This window comes from Pseudomonas sp. efr-133-TYG-5, from assembly GCF_030209175.1.
Classification (GTDB): domain Bacteria; phylum Pseudomonadota; class Gammaproteobacteria; order Pseudomonadales; family Pseudomonadaceae; genus Aquipseudomonas.
On record NZ_JARVSM010000001.1, the window covers coordinates 1,301,242 to 1,318,642 of the forward strand.

11 protein-coding genes are annotated in these 17,401 nt (G+C 64.1%); 3 read left to right on the forward strand and 8 right to left on the reverse strand.

Annotation, left to right across the window (positions count from 1 at the left end; translation table 11 throughout):
• Positions 1–3 precede the first annotated feature (3 nt).
• The 7 genes from QRN70_RS05930 to QRN70_RS05960 all read right to left on the reverse strand — a co-directional run bounded on the left by QRN70_RS05930 (position 4) and on the right by QRN70_RS05960 (position 10,644).
• Entirely contained in the window at positions 4–3,210 is a 3,207-nt protein-coding gene (locus QRN70_RS05930) for an ATP-binding protein (protein WP_502941524.1), read from the reverse strand.
• A 10-nt stretch (positions 3,211–3,220) separates the two neighbouring features.
• Positions 3,221–3,847 (reverse strand): response regulator transcription factor, encoded by a 627-nt coding sequence (locus QRN70_RS05935; protein ID WP_285416310.1) that lies wholly within the window; start codon positions 3,845–3,847, stop codon positions 3,221–3,223.
• Between the two features lie 144 nt (positions 3,848–3,991).
• Positions 3,992–4,399 (reverse strand): chemotaxis protein CheY, encoded by a 408-nt coding sequence (locus QRN70_RS05940; protein ID WP_285416311.1) that lies wholly within the window; start codon positions 4,397–4,399, stop codon positions 3,992–3,994.
• Positions 4,400–4,514: 115 nt separating this feature from the next.
• Entirely contained in the window at positions 4,515–5,231 is a 717-nt protein-coding gene (locus tag QRN70_RS05945; RefSeq protein ID WP_285416313.1) for an MgtC/SapB family protein, read from the reverse strand.
• 129 nt (positions 5,232–5,360) lie between these two features.
• Positions 5,361–8,060 (reverse strand): magnesium-translocating P-type ATPase, encoded by a 2,700-nt coding sequence (gene mgtA, locus QRN70_RS05950; RefSeq protein ID WP_285416315.1) that lies wholly within the window; start codon positions 8,058–8,060, stop codon positions 5,361–5,363.
• Positions 8,061–8,692: 632 nt separating this feature from the next.
• Positions 8,693–10,027, reverse strand: a complete 1,335-nt coding sequence (locus QRN70_RS05955) for a lysine N(6)-hydroxylase/L-ornithine N(5)-oxygenase family protein (protein WP_285416317.1) — start codon at positions 10,025–10,027, stop codon at positions 8,693–8,695.
• 134 nt (positions 10,028–10,161) lie between these two features.
• Positions 10,162–10,644, reverse strand: coding sequence for a sigma-70 family RNA polymerase sigma factor (locus tag QRN70_RS05960; RefSeq protein ID WP_285416319.1), 483 nt, complete (start codon positions 10,642–10,644; stop codon positions 10,162–10,164).
• Between the two features lie 304 nt (positions 10,645–10,948).
• On the opposite strand from QRN70_RS05960, the gene QRN70_RS05965 reads away from it, so the two are divergent.
• From QRN70_RS05965 to QRN70_RS05975, 3 genes are read left to right on the forward strand one after another with little or no spacing between them, the layout of a single operon-like run.
• Positions 10,949–12,121, forward strand: a complete 1,173-nt coding sequence (locus tag QRN70_RS05965; RefSeq protein ID WP_285416320.1) for an efflux RND transporter periplasmic adaptor subunit — start codon at positions 10,949–10,951, stop codon at positions 12,119–12,121.
• Positions 12,122–14,095 (forward strand): MacB family efflux pump subunit, encoded by a 1,974-nt coding sequence (locus QRN70_RS05970; RefSeq protein WP_285416321.1) that lies wholly within the window; start codon positions 12,122–12,124, stop codon positions 14,093–14,095.
• Positions 14,096–14,102: 7 nt separating this feature from the next.
• Complete coding sequence (locus QRN70_RS05975; protein WP_285416322.1) at positions 14,103–15,497, forward strand: efflux transporter outer membrane subunit; 1,395 nt, start codon at positions 14,103–14,105, stop codon at positions 15,495–15,497.
• A 118-nt stretch (positions 15,498–15,615) separates the two neighbouring features.
• On the opposite strand, the gene pvdP is transcribed toward QRN70_RS05975, so the two are convergent.
• Positions 15,616–17,235: a pyoverdine maturation tyrosinase PvdP gene (gene pvdP, locus QRN70_RS05980; protein WP_285416323.1), complete on the reverse strand. Its 1,620-nt coding sequence runs from the start codon at positions 17,233–17,235 to the stop codon at positions 15,616–15,618.
• Between the last annotated feature and the right edge of the window lie 166 nt (positions 17,236–17,401).

Below are 17,401 nucleotides of genomic sequence, written 5' to 3' on the forward strand. Positions count from 1 at the left end.
CGGCTAGCCCTGCAAGCGTTGCGCGAGGCCCAGCAGGGTCTCGCGCAATGCCTCGACCGCCGCCGCCAGCCCGGCGGTGTCCGCATCCGGGCAGGCCTGTTGCAGCACCCGGCATGCCGCAGCCACTCGCGCCGCGCCAATCATTTGCGCGGCACCGAGAATGTGGTGGGCGAGGTCGGCCAGCCCCGCGCGATCGCGCTGCTGACTCAGCGCCTCCAGGCGTTGCAGATCCAGTTGCAGGTTGTTCAGCACTTCCTGGCGCAAGCGCTGGAGGATTGCCGGATTCGCTGCCGCCAACTGTTCCAGCGCACTGAGGTCGATTTCGACGGCTGGCGGTTCGATTGCGCGCGCGTCGCTCGCAGCGCCGTTCAACGCCTGACGCAAATCCTCCAGCAGAATCGGCTTGAACAGGCAGTCATCCATGCCGGCAGCCCGACAGCGGTGCTTTTCCTCGACCTGCGCATTGGCCGTGAAACCGAAAATCCAACAACGCGCCCTGCCCGTCGCCGTCTCCCGCTCACGCACTGCTCGCGCCAGTTCGTAACCGCTGCGGCGCGGCATGTTGCAGTCGGTGATCAGCACGTCGAACGCCTGCTCGCACCACGTCGCCAGCCCTTGTTCGCCGTCGCCCGCTTCGACGGTAGCGTGGCCGAGTTCACTCAACTGGCGACACAGCAGCAGGCGGTTGACCGGGTGATCGTCGACCACCAGCACCGTCAGTGGCCGTAACGGCGCTGTCGCTCGCTGCACCGGGGCCATGGACGATGGCTCTGCCGCCAGCAACGGCACGTCGATGCGCAGCACCACCCGCGTGCCACGCCCCGGTGCACTGTCCAGCGCCAGATCTCCGCCCATCATGTCCCACAGCGAGCGGCTGATCGCCAGACCCAGGCCGGAACCTGTGCGCGCCATGTCCGTACGGTCGCCGACCTGCACGAACGCAGCGAACAGGCGTTGCCGGTCTTCGGCGCTGATGCCGATGCCGCTGTCCTCGATGACCAGCGTGACCGCCATCGTCCCGGCCGGCGTCGGCGCCGCGAGCAACGACAGACTGACTTCGCCCGCCTCGGTGAACTTGATGGCGTTGCTCAGCAGGTTCGACAGCACTTGCTTGAACCGCAGTGGGTCAAGCTGCACGTCGACGTCACTGCGCGCATCCAGGTCGACATGCCAAAGCAGCTGCTTGTGCCGCGCCAGCCCCTCGAACACCTGCGCCACCGAGGCTACCAGTTGGCGCAGATTGACCCGCTCGGGGGCCAGGCTCAGATGCCCGGCTTCGATCCGTGCGATGTCGAGGATGTCACCGATCAGTGCCAGCAACTGCTGGCCGGCGCTGGATGCCACGGCGATGGCCGGACGATCGATCACACCGGCGTCGGCGTGCTTGAGGGCCAGTTCGAGCATGCCGAGCAAGGCGTTCATCGGCGTGCGGATTTCGTGGCTCATGGTTGCCAGGAAGGTCGATTTGGCGCGGTTGGCCTCGTCGGCGGCGTCCTTGGCCTGCTGCAACTGGCGCATCCATTGCTGGCGCTGGCGAATCTGCCGGCGCTGCAGAGCGATCCAGGCCAGCGCCAGCAGCAACAACCCGGCGGCCGCGGCAAACCCCTGGAGAATCTGCCGGCGGTGGCGCTGCCAGTAACTGTCGTTGACCACCACCTGATGGCTCCAGCGCGCGACCAGATCGTCCATTTCCTGCGGGGCGATGGTCAGCAACGCCTTGTTCAGGATCGAATGCAACTGCGCCGCCTCGGGTGCGGTGGCCATGGCGATTCGCGCCGGTTGATCGCCGACCGTGCTGACGATGCGCATCCGCGCGCGGTACTGCCGATCAATCAGGTAGCGCGCCACCAGCAACGAACTCAAGGTCGCGTCGGCCTGGCCGTTGAGCACCGCCTGCGTGCCAGCCGCTGGGGTCGCCACCTCGACCAGCTGCAGTTGCGGCACCTGCGCCAGCAGATAATCACGCAGGGTATTGCCGCGATAGATCGCCAGGCGCTTGCCCGCCATATCATCGAGGCCGCGCAGCGCCTGTGCTTTTGCATCGGTGACCAGGACAAACGGGCTGTTCATGTAGGCTCGGGTGAAGCGCAGTTGCAGCTCACGCTCGCTACTCGGCGTCAGCACCGGCAACACGTCGAGTTCACCGCGCTTGATCTGCTCGACCTGCTGCTCCAGGGACTGCCCGCGCACGATCTCGAACGTCAGGCCGCTGCGCTGGCCGATCAGCTTGAGCAATTGCGCGGTCAGGCCGCTGAACCGCCCCTCGGCATCGAAAAACGTCAACGGCGCAAAGTCATCGATGACGCCCACCCGCACCCGCGGATGCTGTTCGAGCCACACCTGCTCGCTGGCGCTCAGGCTTACCCGCGACTGCACGGCCATGTCGGCACGGCCGGCGCTCCAGCGCAGCTCCATGGCCAGGCGCTGCTCCATGGGAATTGCCAGCAGCGCCTTGTCCACCAGACGTTTGAGACGCACGTTGCTGCGCGCCAGGGCGAAACCGAACGGATTGGCATCCAGCCCGGACGCCCCGGCCAGCTGCAGGTCATTGCGGTAGTGGGTGTTGATCAGGTAGCAGGCGCTGATGAAGTCGCCGAGGTACACGTCATCGCGGCCGAACGCCACCGCGCCGAGGGCATCGAGGATCGACGCGTAGCGCACCAGGGTGGCGTCCGGATAAGCGCGCTGGACAGTTGATGCCGGCAGGTAATCCTCGACCATGGCAATCCGTTTACCGGCCAGATCCGCCGGCAATGGCGCGTTGAGCCGGGTCACCCACATCGGCTGATCCTCGGCGTAGGCCCGGGACAGGACCAACGCCGGGTCGGCGATCTCGAAGTTGTTCGAGGTGCCCAGCAGATCCAGTTCGCCGGACTTGAGCGCGGCCATGGCGGTGTCCCGGTCGGCATAACGCCTGACGGCGATCCGCACATTCAGCACCTGCGCCACCGCCTCGGCGTAGTCGGGCGTCAGGCCCTCCAGTTCCTGCTGGTGGCGCGTCAATTCGAAGGGCGGGTAGTCCGGCCCGGAAACACCGAGGCGCAGCAGCGCGTGTTCGCGCAGCCACTGGCGATCCGCCTCATCGAGGCGCACCTGGACGTTTTCCAGGCGGTCGCGGCTGACGATCTGCAACGCTGGCGTCGTTTCCTGCGCCTGCAGCACGCCGACGAACATCAGGCTCAGGCAGACAATCCATTGCAGCGGCCTCATGCTCGATGTCTCAGAGCAACTGGTTACGTTTTGCCAGCTCGCGCAGCAGCACCAGCGAGCCCATGCCGAGCTTCATCATCAGGCGCGTCTTGTAGGTGCTGACGGTCTTGTGGCTGAGGTTCATTTCACTGGCGATGAGCTTGTTGGGCTTGCCGTGGGCCAGTTGCACCAGAATGTGCAATTCGCGGTCGGAGAGCAGATCGATCAACGCGCGCTCGTTACTCTGCATGTCGAACTGGCCGACGCTGGCATCCGGCATTTCCGGAAAGAACGTGTAACCCGAGCGCACCGCCTTGATCGCGCTCTGCAATTGCTGCAATTGCGCCGACTTGGTGACGTAGGCCATCGCTCCGGCCCGCCGGCAGCGCGGCAGATAATGCACCGGCTCGCTGGAGGTGAAAATCACCACCTTGCAGCTCAGGCCGATCGCGCGGATCCGCTCCAGCACTTCGAGGCCGCTCATGCCCTCCAGCTTCAGGTCGAGCACGATCAACTCCGGCGTGTGCTCGCGAATCATCGGCACCACATCGACGCCACGGGACGCCACGTGAATTTGCGTGTAGCCCTGGGTTTCCAGAACCAGTTTGACGGCGGCGACCACCACCGGATGATCGTCGACGATCAAGGCTGAACTCATGACCACTCCCGGTAGCAATACGTGACGGGGACGCCGCCGCTCCGCCTGGAACGACACGCCCGGTGGCTGCGCAATGACTGTTGCACGGCCATTGCGCATAAGCACCTGTCAGACCTGACAGTTGTGCAATCGAAGAAACTGTGCTCAGGCCCGCAGGCCCAGCCGCGATCGAGCCTCGGCGGGACGGCCCCGCGATGCTATGGCCGATGCCAGCAGGTGCTCGATGGCTGCCGCCGCCGGCAATGGCGCCTGGCTGATCGTCAGCCTGTCGTGGAAAACCCCGGAGTCAGGAGCGTTGTAGACCAGTGCTCGGCGAACGTGCGGCTGATCCAGCAGGAAGCCGTGCAGATCGAGGCGACCGCCCGCCAGTTGCGCGTTGATTACCAGTACATCGAACGGCTCGCAGCCATAATCCACCAGGGTCAGCAGTTCAGCGAGGTTTTGCACCGGGGCGATGCGGTAGCAGTCGAGGCGGTTGAAGATCCGCTCGATCTTCATCCGCTGAAAGTGCTGCGGGTCGGCAATCAGGATACGCAAGGCTTTGTGGGTCATCGTCGATTCCAGTCGATGGCGGCTCCAGGTGCGGGCAAGACTACCCAAGCCCCTGAGCAACCTCTGTAGGACGATTCCGAAAAAAACCGCCACTCATCCGGATTGCCCGACGATCTCACTCGGTGGTACTCGGACTCCAGAACGCCTGTACCACCAGCGCCGATGTCGAGATCCGCGCCACCAGCGCATCCAGTTCATCGCCATCGACCGAGGTGGTCGCCAGCGTCGCCTCGATTTCAACTTCGTCGGCGCCAAAGGCATGCACGTCGACATCGCTGGCCGGGTAATTGCTGCGCTCCAGTTCCGCTTCGAGCAAGGCCAGCACGGCTTTCTGCTGCGCGCGGCGGGCAATCACGTAGACGATGTTGGTGACTTCCGCCGAGACCACGTCCAGTGGCTGGCGGTTAATGTTGTTGACGATCGGCCGCAGCAGCGTGTTGGCCGCGAGGATGAATAATGTGCCCAGAACCGCCTCGGCGAGCAGGTCGGCACCGGCGCAGGCACCGACCGCCGCCGACGTCCACAGCGTTGCCGCGGTGTTCAGGCCACGGACGTTGCCCTCTTCACGCATGATCACCCCGGCGCCGAGAAAACCGATCCCGGAGACCACGTAGGCGACCACCCGCACCGCGCCTTCGGCACCGCCGAGACGGTTGGCCATGTCGACGAAAATCGCCGCGCCGACCGCCACCAGCACGTTGGTGCGCAGGCCCGCCGTGCGTTGCCGGTACTGGCGTTCGAAACCGATCAGGCCGCCGAGAATGAAGGCGGCGCTGAGGCTGACCAGGGTGTCGAGCAGCGAGGTCAGGTTGAGGTTGTTGATGGCTTGCATCGTCATTTCCTTGAAAACCCGGCAGTCCCTTGTGGGAGCGGGCCTGCTCGCGAAGGCGTTCTTTGCGCCACAGCTGCAGTGGCTGACACTGCGCTTTCGCGAGCAGGCTTGCTGCCACGAGTCCTGCTGTTATTGCCAGCCGAACCGGCGGATGTAGAAGCCCTTCACCGCCTGGGTCAGCGCCATGTACGCCAGCAGGATCACCGGCAGGAACACGAAGTACAGCGACGGCAGCGCCTGCAGCTTGAAGTAATGCGCCAGCGGCCCCATCGGCAAGAAGATCCCCACTGCCATGATGATTGCGGTCATCACCAGCAGCGGCATGGCGGCACGGCTCTGCAGGAACGGGATCTTCGGCGTGCGGATCATGTGCACGATCAGCGTCTGGGTCAGCAGCCCCACCACGAACCAGCCCGACTGGAACAGGGTCTGGTGATCCGGGGTGTTGGCATCGAACACGTACCACATCAAGGCGAACGTGGTGATGTCAAAGATCGAACTGATCGGCCCGAAGAACAGCATGAAGCGCCCGACGTCCCCCGGCTGCCAGCGTTGTGGCTGCTTGAGCATCTCGGCGTCGACGTTGTCGAACGGAATCGCGATCTGCGAGATGTCGTAGAGCAGGTTCTGCACCAGCAGATGCATCGGCAGCATCGGCAGGAACGGAATGAACGCACTGGCCACCAGCACCGAGAACACGTTGCCGAAGTTCGAGCTGGCGGTCATCTTGATGTACTTGAGCATGTTGGCGAAGGTGCGGCGGCCCTCCAGCACGCCCTCCTCCAGCACCATCAGGCTCTTCTCCAGAAGGATGATGTCCGCCGCCTCCTTGGCGATGTCCACCGCGCTGTCCACGGAAATACCGATGTCGGCGGTGCGCAGCGCGGGCGCATCGTTGATGCCGTCGCCCATGAAGCCGACCACATGACCGTTGCCCTTGAGGATGCGCACGATGCGTTCCTTGTGCGACGGCGTCAGTTTGGCGAACACGTTGGTGGTTTCCACCGCCACCGCCAGTTGCGCGTCGCTCATGCGCTCGATGTCGTTGCCGAGCAACAGGCCCTGTTGCGCCAGGCCGACTTCGCGGCAGATCTTCGCGGTCACCAACTCGTTGTCGCCGGTCAGCACTTTGACCGCCACGCCATGCTCGGCCAGGGCCTTGAGCGCCGGCGCGGTGCTTTCCTTCGGTGGATCGAGGAACGCCACGTAACCGATCAGCGTCAGTTCCTGTTCATCGGCCAGGCTGTAGGTGTCGCGCCCTTGCGGCATCGACCGCGCGGCCACCGCGACCACGCGCAAGCCTTCAGCGTTGAATGCTGCGGTGACCTGACGGATCCGCGCCAGCAATTCATCGCTCAAGGCTTCGTCGACGTCGCCATGCCGCACGCGGCTGCACACCGCCAGCACTTCTTCCACCGCGCCTTTGCAGATCAGTTGATGCGGTTGCCCGCGCCCCTCGACCACCACCGACATGCGCCGGCGATTGAAGTCGAACGGGATCTCGTCGACCTTGCGAAACGCCGTGCCGACTTTCAGCTCACGGTGGATTTCCACGTGTTCCAGCACGGCCACGTCGAGCAGGTTTTTCAGCCCGGTCTGGTAGTAGCTGTTGAGGTAAGCCATTTCCAGCACGTCGTCGGAGTCTTGCCCCCAGACATCGACGTTGCGCGCCAGAAAGATCTTGTCCTGGGTCAGGGTGCCGGTCTTGTCGGTGCACAGCACGTCCATGGCGCCGAAGTTCTGGATGGCGTCGAGGCGCTTGACGATGACTTTTTTGCGCGACAGGAACACCGCGCCCTTGGCCAGGGTCGAGGTGACGATCATCGGCAGCATTTCCGGGGTCAGGCCCACGGCAATCGACAGGGCGAACAGCAACGCCTCGGTCCAGTCACCCTTGGTGAAACCGTTGATGAACAGCACCAGCGGCGCCATGACGAACATGAAACGGATCAACAGCCAGCTGACTTTGTTCACCCCTTGCTGGAACGACGTGACCGCCCGATCCGTGGCGCCGACCCGTTGCGCCAGCGCACCGAAATAGGTGCTGTTGCCGGTGGTCAGGATCACCGCCACGGCGGTTCCGGAGACCACGTTGGTCCCCATGAACAGGATGTTGTCCAGCTCCAGCGGGTTGTGCGTGTCGCGGTCCTGCTGGCGCGGGAATTTCTCCACCGGCATCGATTCACCGGTCATCGCTGCCTGACTGACGAACAGGTCCTTGGCGCTGAGCACCCGGCAATCGGCAGGAATCATGTCGCCGGCCGAGAGCACGATGAGGTCGCCGGGCACCAGTTGCCTGATCGGCAATTCAATCCGTGGCGCGTCGCGCCGCATCACCGTGGCGGTGTTGCTGACCATCGCCTTGAGGGCGTCGGCGGCCTGGTTGGATTTGCTTTCCTGCCAGAAGCGCAGCAGGGTCGAGAGCACCACCATGGAGAAAATCACGATGGCGGCCTTGAGGTCTTCGGTCAGCCACGAGATCACCGCCAACAGGGTCAGCAGCAGGTTGAACGGATTTTTGTAGCAGTGCCACAGATGGGTCCACCACGGCAGCGGCTGCTCGTGCTCGACTTCGTTGAGGCCATGCTGCGCGCGCAGGGCATCGACTTCGAAATCGGTGAGGCCGTCGGTGTGGGTGCCGAGGTTGGCCAGCAGCACGCCGGCGTCGCAATGCGCAGCATCGACCAGGGTGTTGGCCAGGGTGGGCGGCACTTCACGGCTGACCGTGGTGTCGTTGATGGTTTCCAGCAACGCCAGGCGACGGAAGTGCCGGGCGATGTGGCGGGTGCGCAGGAAGCCTGCGAAAAATTCCTTGAGCGTGAGTTTCATGGCTGGTGCCCCTCTGGTCAGCCGGGAAACCGTCAAGCAGGTACGTCCACGCCTTGGCCACCGTGAAAACGGCACGGCAAGGCGTGGCACACCGGTCGGAAAAGACAGGCGTGTCGACAGGGCTGCGATGACGACGTAAAGTCGACTTCACAGGCTTTTCAGTGTCGATGAGAAGGACGTCGGGACATGACCGGGACCGGTCATGATCGGGATGCCGCTGCTCGCTGTTCGGCGAGACAACGGCACAGAAAGATGCGCGTTATCTTGCCGAGAATCTGCCGGTTACAAGGACCGGCCGACAACTGTCACTCGAACAAGTACCCACTGTGGGTCTCCGCTATTGATGAAAACGCGCGAAGCTTACGCCCCGATGTCTGGAGAGTAAACCGGCAAAAGCAAGTGTGTCGGGGATTGTGGCGGGTGTTCAGGAAGGGTTCAGGATTGCCGACGAGATCGCCGAGATCGTTCCCACGCTCTGCGTGGAAATGCAGCCGGGGACGCTCTGCGTCCCATTGAGCGCTGAGCGTTCCTTGAGGCATTCCCACGCAGAGCGTGGGAACGATCAACAGCATCCCGGACTGCATTCCCACGCGGCGCGTGGGAACAATCAACGGTCTGGCTGAAAAGGCTACTTAGCTGGCAGTCGCCAGCAGCAGGTCCGCCATCGAACGATGCCCACGGTGCTTGCCATGCTCATACAGCGAGCCGGCGATCTCGTCCGCGCGGATCGGCAGGATCGACAGCAGCGTGTCGCTCAGACCGTGGCTGGCCTGGCAGAAGCCCTGCATGTACAGGCCGGCCTTGCAGCGCTCGTCGGTGATCAGTTTGTAGTGGCGGTCGACTTCGAAGTCGCCCAGATATTCCTGCAGCGGCGCCAGCAGTTTGCGGTGGGTCTGGCGCTCGTAACCGGTGGCCAGCACGACCGCGTCGTAGGCACGCACGGTGACTTCGCCGGTGGCATTGTTGCGCACGGTCAATTCGATGCCGTGCTCGGTGGCGCTGGCTTTCTCGACCGTGGTCAGGGTACGGAAGGCATGCCGGGCGATGCCCGAGACTTTCTGCCGGTAGAAGATGCCGTAGATGCGCTCGATCAGGTCAATGTCGACCACCGAGTAGTTGGTGTTGTGGTACTCGTTGACCAGGCGCTCACGCTCGCTGCTGTTCTGCTGGAAGATCAGGTCGGTGAACTCCGGCGAGAACACTTCGTTGACGAACGGGCTGTCGTCCGCCGGTTTCAGCGCCGAGCCGCGCAGGATCATGTCGACCTGCACCGACGGGAATGAATCGTTGAGGTCGATGAAGGCTTCCGCCGCGCTCTGCCCGCCGCCAATGATGGCGATGCTCATCGGCTGGTTGTTGACGCACGGTTGCTTGGCCATTTCGGCCAGGTACTGCGAATGGTGGAACACCCGCGAATCGCCCTTCAGCGCCTTGAACGCCTCGGGAATGCGCGGCGTGCCACCGGCGCTGACCACGACCGAACGCGCGGTGCGCACGAATTGCTGGCCGTCCGTCCCGCGGGAAATCACCCGCAACGCTTCGACCTGCTGGTTGTGCAGCACTGGCTCGATGGTCAGCACCTCTTCGCCGTAGCGGCTCTGCTCGGTGAACTGCGCGGCGACCCAGCGCAGGTAGTCGTTGTACTCCATGCGGCACGGATAGAAGGTGCCGAGGTTGATGAAGTCCACCAGACGGCCGTGGTGCTTGAGGTAATTGACGAAGGAGTACGGGCTGGTCGGATTGCGCAGGGTCACCAGATCCTTGAGGAAGGAAATCTGCAACTCGCTCTGCGTCGACAGCGTGTTGCCGTGCCAGCTGTAGGTCGGTTGCTTGTCGAGGAACAGCACATCCAGCTCGCCCTGGGTCGCGCCGCGCTCTTGCAGAGCGATGGCCAGCGCCAGGTTCGAAGGGCCGAAACCGACGCCGATCAGGTCGTGAACGATGGGCGATGCAATTGCCTGTGTCATTTCCAGTGTCCTCTGGATGAACCCCCGAACAGCGCGGAGGGAGAGCTTGGGTGACCGGCCGGCCCTGAAGCAGGACAGCAGGTCGTCTGTTGAGTAGGAACGAGGACAGGGAAATAAAATTTAACGACGACGGCTCAATGGGCGTCCCATTGCTTGATGCGCACGCGGCAATGTTTCATCGCGTTGACGATGTGCTTTTCCACCAGCGCCTTGGAAATCCCCAGTTGCGCGGCGATCTCCGGATGCGACAGGCCTTCGATCTTGCGCAGCAGGAAACTGTCGCGGCACAGCGGCGGTAGCTCGGCCAGGGCGCGTTGCAGCATCTCCAGGCGCTGGCCGTGATCGAGCGTGCTGTGCGGCGACGGCGTGAAATAGCGTTCTTCGCTGTCGAGCACGTCCAGTGGTTCGACCTGGCGCAGGGCATTGCGCCGATGATCGTCGATCACCAGGTTCAGCGCAGTGCGGTAGAGAAAGGCTCGCGGTTGCTCGATCGGTGTGTCGCTGGAGCGCTCCAGGACCCGCACGTAGGCGTCATGCACCACATCTTCGGCGACCTGACGGTTGCCGAGCTTGGCGTTGAGGAAACACACCAGCTCTCGATAGTAGTTTTCCAACATGACTCCCGGCCGCAGGCGGCGGTTTCTTTCCTTGGGGGCACTGATCCGCCAGGGTCTGACAGGCGGTAGCAAGATAGTGGCAACGTGAGGCGCGTAATTTATAGTAATTCTCATATAGATTTAAAGTGGTGTTTGTCGTTGCCCGCCAAATAGTGCTGATCTATACGTGTAACATCGTGTGTCCCCGCTTAAATTCCCGCGTGCATGCCTCGTTTACAGGACAGCTCCCCGTGTCTGTCGCCCCTGGCGGCAGCGTTCAGCGCCCGCTGGACGACGGGCCGATTTCCACTGGCCGGAACCCTGCATGAAACGTCCCCGCCCCGCCCGACGCGCCCTGCTCGTAGTCCTCTGTCTGATCCCTGTTGTCGCCTACGCCGCCTGGCAGATCCTGCCGCCCGGCCGGGACAGGTTCGCCACCGTGCAAGTGACCCGCGGCGACATCGAAAGCAGCGTCACCGCGCTGGGCACTCTGCAACCACGGCGGTATGTGGATGTCGGCGCCCAGGCGTCAGGACAGATCCAGAAGATCCACGTGGAAGTCGGCGACGTGGTCAAGGAAGGTCAACTGCTGGTGGAGATCGATCCGTCGACACAGAAGGCCAAACTCGACGCCGGGCGCTTTTCCATCGAAAACCTCAAGGCCCAGTTACAGGAACAGAAGGCCCAGCACGAACTCGCGCAACAGAAATACCAGCGCCAACAGCACCTCGCCGCCGGCGGCGCCACCCGCGAAGAAGACGTGCAGACTGCCCGCGCCGAACTGAAAGCCACCCAGGCGCGCATCGACATGTTCCAGGCGCAGATCCGTCAGGCCGAAGCCAGCCTGCGCAGCGATCAGGCCGAACTCGGCTACACCCGCATCTACGCGCCGATGGCTGGCACCGTGGCTGCCCTGGATGCCCGCGAAGGGCAGACCCTCAACGCCCAACAACAGACACCGCTGATCCTGCGCATCGCCAAGCTGTCACCGATGACCGTGTGGGCGGAGGTTTCCGAAGCCGACATCGGCCACGTCAAACCGGGCATGACGGCCTACTTCACCACCCTCAGCGGCGGCCAGCGACGCTGGAGCAGCACCGTGCGGCAGATTCTGCCGGTGCCGCCCAAGCCGCTCGACCAGACCAGCCAGGGCGGCGGCAGCCCGGCCAGTGCGAGCAAAAGCGGCAGCGCCCGCGTGGTGCTGTACACCGTGCTGCTGGATGTCGAAAACGCCGACAACGCGCTGATGGCCGAGATGACCACCCAGGTGTTCTTCGTCGCCAGCCAGGCCAAAGACGTCCTCACCGCGCCGGTTGCCGCCCTGCAAGCCACTGCCCGCGCCGACCGCCAGACTGCGCAAGTGATCGCCGCCAATGGCGACGTGCAGTCCCGTGAAGTGCACACCGGCATCAGCGATCGCTTGAAAGTTCAGGTACTGCAAGGCCTGAACGAAGGCGATCACCTGCTGATCGGCCCGGCCGACGGCAACGGAGGCTGAATGCACACGCCCCTGATCGAGCTGCAGGACATCCGCAAAGCCTACGGCGGTGGTGATGCTCCCGAAGTTCACGTGCTGCGCGGGATCGACCTGACGATCCATGCCGGCGAGTTCGTGGCGATTGTCGGCGCGTCCGGTTCCGGCAAATCGACGCTGATGAACATCCTCGGCTGCCTCGACCGGCCGACGTCCGGCGAGTACCGTTTTGCCGGGGAAAACGTGGCCGGCCTCGACACCGATGAACTGGCCTGGCTGCGGCGTGAAGCCTTCGGTTTCGTGTTCCAGGGCTATCACCTGATTCCGTCCGCCTCGGCCCAGGAAAACGTCGAGATGCCGGCGATCTACGCTGGCACACCCGCCGCCGAACGCCACGCCCGCGCCGCCGCGCTGCTCGACCGACTCGGCCTGGCCTCGCGCACCGGCAACCGTCCGCATCAGTTGTCCGGTGGTCAACAGCAGCGGGTATCGATTGCCCGGGCGCTGATGAACGGCGGCCACATCATCCTCGCCGACGAACCCACCGGCGCCCTCGACAGCCACAGCGGCAAAGAGGTCATGGCGTTGCTCGACGAACTGGCGAGCCAGGGCCACGTGGTCATTCTCATCACCCACGACCGCGAAGTGGCGGCGCGGGCCAAGCGCATCATCGAGATTCGCGACGGCCTGATCATCAGCGACAGCGCCCGGGACAATCCCGACGCCCAGACCACCGCCAATCCCGGCGCCCTGCAAGCGGTCGACCTGCGCCAGCGTCTGGCCGAGGGCGCCGAAGCCACCGGCGCGTGGAAAGGTGAACTGGTGGACGCCCTGCACGCCGCCTGGCGCGTCATGTGGATCAACCGCTTCCGCACGGCGCTGACCCTGCTCGGCATCATCATCGGCGTCGCTTCGGTGGTGGTCATGCTCGCGGTCGGCGAAGGCAGCAAACGCCAGGTCATGGCGCAGATGGGCGCGTTCGGTTCGAACATCATTTACCTCAGCGGCTCGGCCCCCAATCCGCGCACGCCGCCGGGCATCATCAGCCTCGCCGATGTCTCGGCGCTGGCCAGCCTGCCGCAGGTGCAACGCATCATGCCGGTCAACGGCGCCGAGGCTGGCGTGCGTTTCGGCAACGTCGACCACCTGAGCTACGTCGGCGGCAACGACACCAACTTCCCGGCGATCTTCAACTGGCCAGTGGTCCAGGGCAGCTACTTCACCGAGGCCGACGAACGCAACGCCAGCGCCGTGGCCGTGATCGGCAAAAAGGTTCGCGACAAACTGCTCAAGGACGTCGCCAACCCCATCGGCCAATACATCCTGATCGAGAACGTGCCCTTCCAGGTGGTGGGCGTACTTCAGGAGAAAGGGGCGAGCTCCGGCGATCAGGACAGCGACGACCGCATCGCCATCCCCTACTCCGCCGCCAGCGTGCGGCTGTTCGGCACACGCGACCCCGAGTACGTGGCGATTGCCGCGGCGGACGCGCGCAAGGTCAAGGAAGCGGAACACGCCATCGAGCAACTGATGCTGCGCCTGCACAACGGCAAGAAGGATTTCGAGCTGACCAACAACGCCGCGATGATCCAGGCCGAAGCGCGCACGCAGAACACCCTGTCGCTGATGCTCGGTTCGATTGCCGCGATCTCGCTGCTGGTCGGCGGCATCGGGGTGATGAACATCATGCTCATGACCGTACGCGAACGCACCCGCGAAATCGGCATTCGCATGGCCACCGGCGCCCGCCAGCGCGACATCCTGCGCCAATTCCTCACCGAAGCGGTGATGCTGTCGGTGGTCGGCGGCATCGCCGGGATCGCCCTGGCGCTGATCGTCGGCGGCGTGCTGATGCTCAGCGAAGTTGCCGTGGCGTTTTCCTTGCTGGCGGTGTTCGGCGCCTTCGGCTGTGCCCTCGTGACCGGTGTTGTCTTCGGCTTCATGCCGGCCCGCAAAGCTGCCCGACTCGACCCGGTGACGGCCCTTACCAGTGAATGATCGATCTATGAAACCGCGCCTCAGCCTGTTGACCGTGTGCCTGTTGCTCAGCGCCTGCGGCAGTCCCGTCCAGCGTCCCGACAGCGGCCTGCAACCGCCCGCCACCTGGCAGTCGCCCCACGACGCCAGGGTTGCGCGCGTCGATCCGCAATGGTGGAAACAGTTTGGCAGCCCCGAGCTCGACCGCCTGATCAAACAGGCCCGGCGCGGCAGCTTCGACCTCGCGGCCGCCGTCGCCCGGGTGCGCCAGGCCCAGGCCGGCACGGTGATCGCCGGCGGCTCGCAGTTGCCGGAAATCAAGGCCGGGGTCAACGCCAATCGGCAGAAACTGCTGCGCGGCAATGGCTACAGCCAACTCGACGCGGACAGCAGCAACAAGGCAGTGGATTATTTCGATGCGAATTTGAGCGCGTCCTACGAAATCGACTTCTGGGGCGGTAAACGCGCCTCCCGCGACAGTGCGCAGCTTGCCCTGCAAGCCAGCGAGTTCGACCGGGCGACCGTGGAACTGACCTTGCTCAGCAGCGTGGCCAACACCTATGCGCAAGCCTTGTCGCTGCGTGAGCAAAGTCGCATCGCCGAACTCAACCTGACCAACGCGCAGAACGTGCTGAAACTGGTGCAGACCCGCTTCGACTCGGGCTCGGCCACCGCGCTGGAGCTGGCCCAGCAGAAAAGCCTGGTGGCCGCCCAGCAACGGCAATTGCCGCTGGTGCAACAACAGGCACGGGATGCCCTGATCAGCCTCGCCGCCCTGCTGGGCCGGCCGGTGCAGGAGCTGCAGACCGGCGTAGAACCGTTCGAGCGACTGCAATGGCCGACCATCGATGCCGGCGTGCCCAGCGATCTGCTCAGCCGTCGCCCCGACATCGCCCGCGCGGAAGCGCAACTGGCGTCGGCCGCGGCCGACGTCAAAGTCGCCCGCGCGGCCATGCTGCCGACCGTGACCCTCACCGCCCAACTGGGCTCCGGGGCCAACCAGTTCGATGACCTCATTCGCAGCCCGTTCTACAACCTCACCGCCGGACTGGTCGCACCGATCTTCAACAACGGTCGCCTCAGCGCCGAGCGCGACAAGGCCACGGCACGCCAGGAAGAACTGCTGGAAACCTATCGCGGGGCGATCATCAACGGTTTCGCCGACGTCGAAAAAGCCCTCAACGGGATTCGCGGACTCGACGCACAGCGGCAATGGCAAAGTGAAGAATTGAATCAGGCGCAGACCGCGTTCGATATCGCCCAGAGCCGCTATCAGGCCGGCGCCGAGGATTTGCTGACGGTGCTGGAAACCCAGCGCACGCTGTACGCGGCGCAGGATCTGAATGTGCAATTGCGCCTGTCGCGGTTGCAGGCGAGCGTGGCGCTGTACAAGGCACTCGGCGGTGGGTGGCAGACGCTGTAGGCGCAGCGCACTCGAGACCGCTTTCGCGAGCAGGCTTGCTCCCACCGTGAGCGCATGCCATTTCCATGGACGCGATCGTTGTGCAAACGAGCCTGCCAGTTGAACGGTGATGCGGTCTTCAGACCGCGTTGGTCTTGGCCTTCAGATTACGTGCGTACCACGGCCGCTTCGGTACTCGCCGGAACAACCCTTCGAGTTTCTTCTCGTCTTCGCCAAAGGTGATGCGCAGCGCCAGCTTCATGGTTTCCGGGTCCATTTCCACTGACTTGCCGACCTGCAGGCCCGGCGTGGTGCTGCAACCGTGCGTGCTCGGGCCGAGCCACGGATCAGCCACTTCCACCCAGCGACCCGGAGCAAACCATTTCACGCCATTGACTTGCAGCCGGGTGACCTGCCCCGGATGGAAACGCTCGTGCGCACGGAACCAGTCCTCGACACGGTCATCGATCCAGCCATGGAAAGCCCAGAACACCGGGTTCACATGCGATGAAAACGGGTCGCCGAGAAAGTCGTTTTCCGGGGCGAACCAGCGTGCCGCGAAGTCATCCAGATCGCGGGCCAACGGCACCGGCTGACCATTGGAGGGATCGCGCGGCACCGACGCCCAGCGCATGTGCAACCAGTCGTGCAGCCCCAGCTCCACTTCAGAGCCGAACTGGCCGAGGGTCAGCTTCGACAGATATTGCGGATCGCGGTATTGCGACTCCCAGACCTCGAAATTGCTCTGGTAGGTCTCGGCGGTCTTGATGTCGCTGACCCATTGCGCGTACTCGTCATCACCTTCGGCCAGCCAGGTCGGCGGCAGCGAGGTGCCGTCGTGGTTATCGAAGTAACGGGCAAACCCGACACGGTCGCGCACCAGCTCCGGCTGCGGCAACGGGAAGAACGACCATGACGGCAGATCCTGCATCGAGCGCGCCGTGCCGAGCATGTGGCGGTGCATGAAGAAGAAGTCGACGCCCGAACCGTTGCGATCCTTGCGCGGACCGCGAGCATCACGCTCCAGGTCGCGCGGGCCGGGCTGCCAGCCGAGGCCGCGCAAGGCATTGCGTTTGTCTTCGGACAAGGCGTGCCACTTGTCCCGCGTCGCGTGCCAGACCTGGTGAAACAGCCGATGCTCGGGCGACACCAGCCACGCCAGCAGTGTCGGATTCAACGGCGTCCGCTGCCGCGCTTCCGGGAACAGGCATTTGACCGCAATGAAGCGGTGATCCTCGGCCGGCAGGGCCAGTGCGCGGTCGAGACGCTGCACCGTGCCGCTCAGGGTGCCGCTGCCGGCATTGCCGAAATCGGCCCAGACCTCGTCGAGGACCATGTTCAGTTCATAGTCGACACTGCCACCGGCGCCCAGCAGGCGCCAACTGAGTCTGGAGGCCTCGGCCCCGGCCAGATCGCCGAGAATGCGGTAACGAGGGGTGTCGGCAGCGCGCAAACGCTCCGGCGTATCGAGGAAGCCGCACACGCCCCGGCCCTTCTGGCCGATGTCGATGAACACTTCCAGGCCCTCGAGCGGCAAGCCGTCGAGACCCGCGTCACGCCCCACGAAACGGATCTTCCAGACCCCGCGCAGCGCATTCGCCAAGCGCTGCCCGGCCACGTCGGCGACATCGAACGATGCCTCACCGGGCGTGATCGTCGGGTCGGGCTTCGTCCATTCGCGATGCCCGAAATAAGCTGCAGGCACGGCAGCGCCGGTCAGCGCCAGGCCTGCCATGAACCATCGTCGAGAAATCCTCATTGCCCTACCTGTGTTCAGCCCTGAAGCAGGCTTTATCCAAGCTAGAACGTTTGCTGACCGAACAAATTTAAGCGCCAACGCGGCGGACTAATTTTCCCCCGTGCCCGCTCGTTCTTCCCAGATAACAAAGGCCTCCGCGCCTGTACCTCGACGGCGAACCTGACTG

Coding starts and splice junctions, on each gene's coding strand:
- QRN70_RS05975 (WP_285416322.1), top strand. CDS start 14,103: ATGAAACCGCGCCTCAGCCTGTTGACCGTGTGCCTGTTGCTCAGCGCC.
- QRN70_RS05945 (WP_285416313.1), bottom strand. CDS start 5,231: ATGCAAGCCATCAACAACCTCAACCTGACCTCGCTGCTCGACACCCTG.
- QRN70_RS05965 (WP_285416320.1), top strand. CDS start 10,949: ATGAAACGTCCCCGCCCCGCCCGACGCGCCCTGCTCGTAGTCCTCTGT.
- QRN70_RS05930 (WP_502941524.1), bottom strand. CDS start 3,210: ATGAGGCCGCTGCAATGGATTGTCTGCCTGAGCCTGATGTTCGTCGGC.
- QRN70_RS05935 (WP_285416310.1), bottom strand. CDS start 3,847: ATGAGTTCAGCCTTGATCGTCGACGATCATCCGGTGGTGGTCGCCGCC.
- QRN70_RS05940 (WP_285416311.1), bottom strand. CDS start 4,399: ATGACCCACAAAGCCTTGCGTATCCTGATTGCCGACCCGCAGCACTTT.
- mgtA (WP_285416315.1), bottom strand. CDS start 8,060: ATGAAACTCACGCTCAAGGAATTTTTCGCAGGCTTCCTGCGCACCCGC.
- pvdP (WP_285416323.1), bottom strand. CDS start 17,235: ATGAGGATTTCTCGACGATGGTTCATGGCAGGCCTGGCGCTGACCGGC.
- QRN70_RS05970 (WP_285416321.1), top strand. CDS start 12,122: ATGCACACGCCCCTGATCGAGCTGCAGGACATCCGCAAAGCCTACGGC.
- QRN70_RS05960 (WP_285416319.1), bottom strand. CDS start 10,644: ATGTTGGAAAACTACTATCGAGAGCTGGTGTGTTTCCTCAACGCCAAG.
- QRN70_RS05955 (WP_285416317.1), bottom strand. CDS start 10,027: ATGACACAGGCAATTGCATCGCCCATCGTTCACGACCTGATCGGCGTC.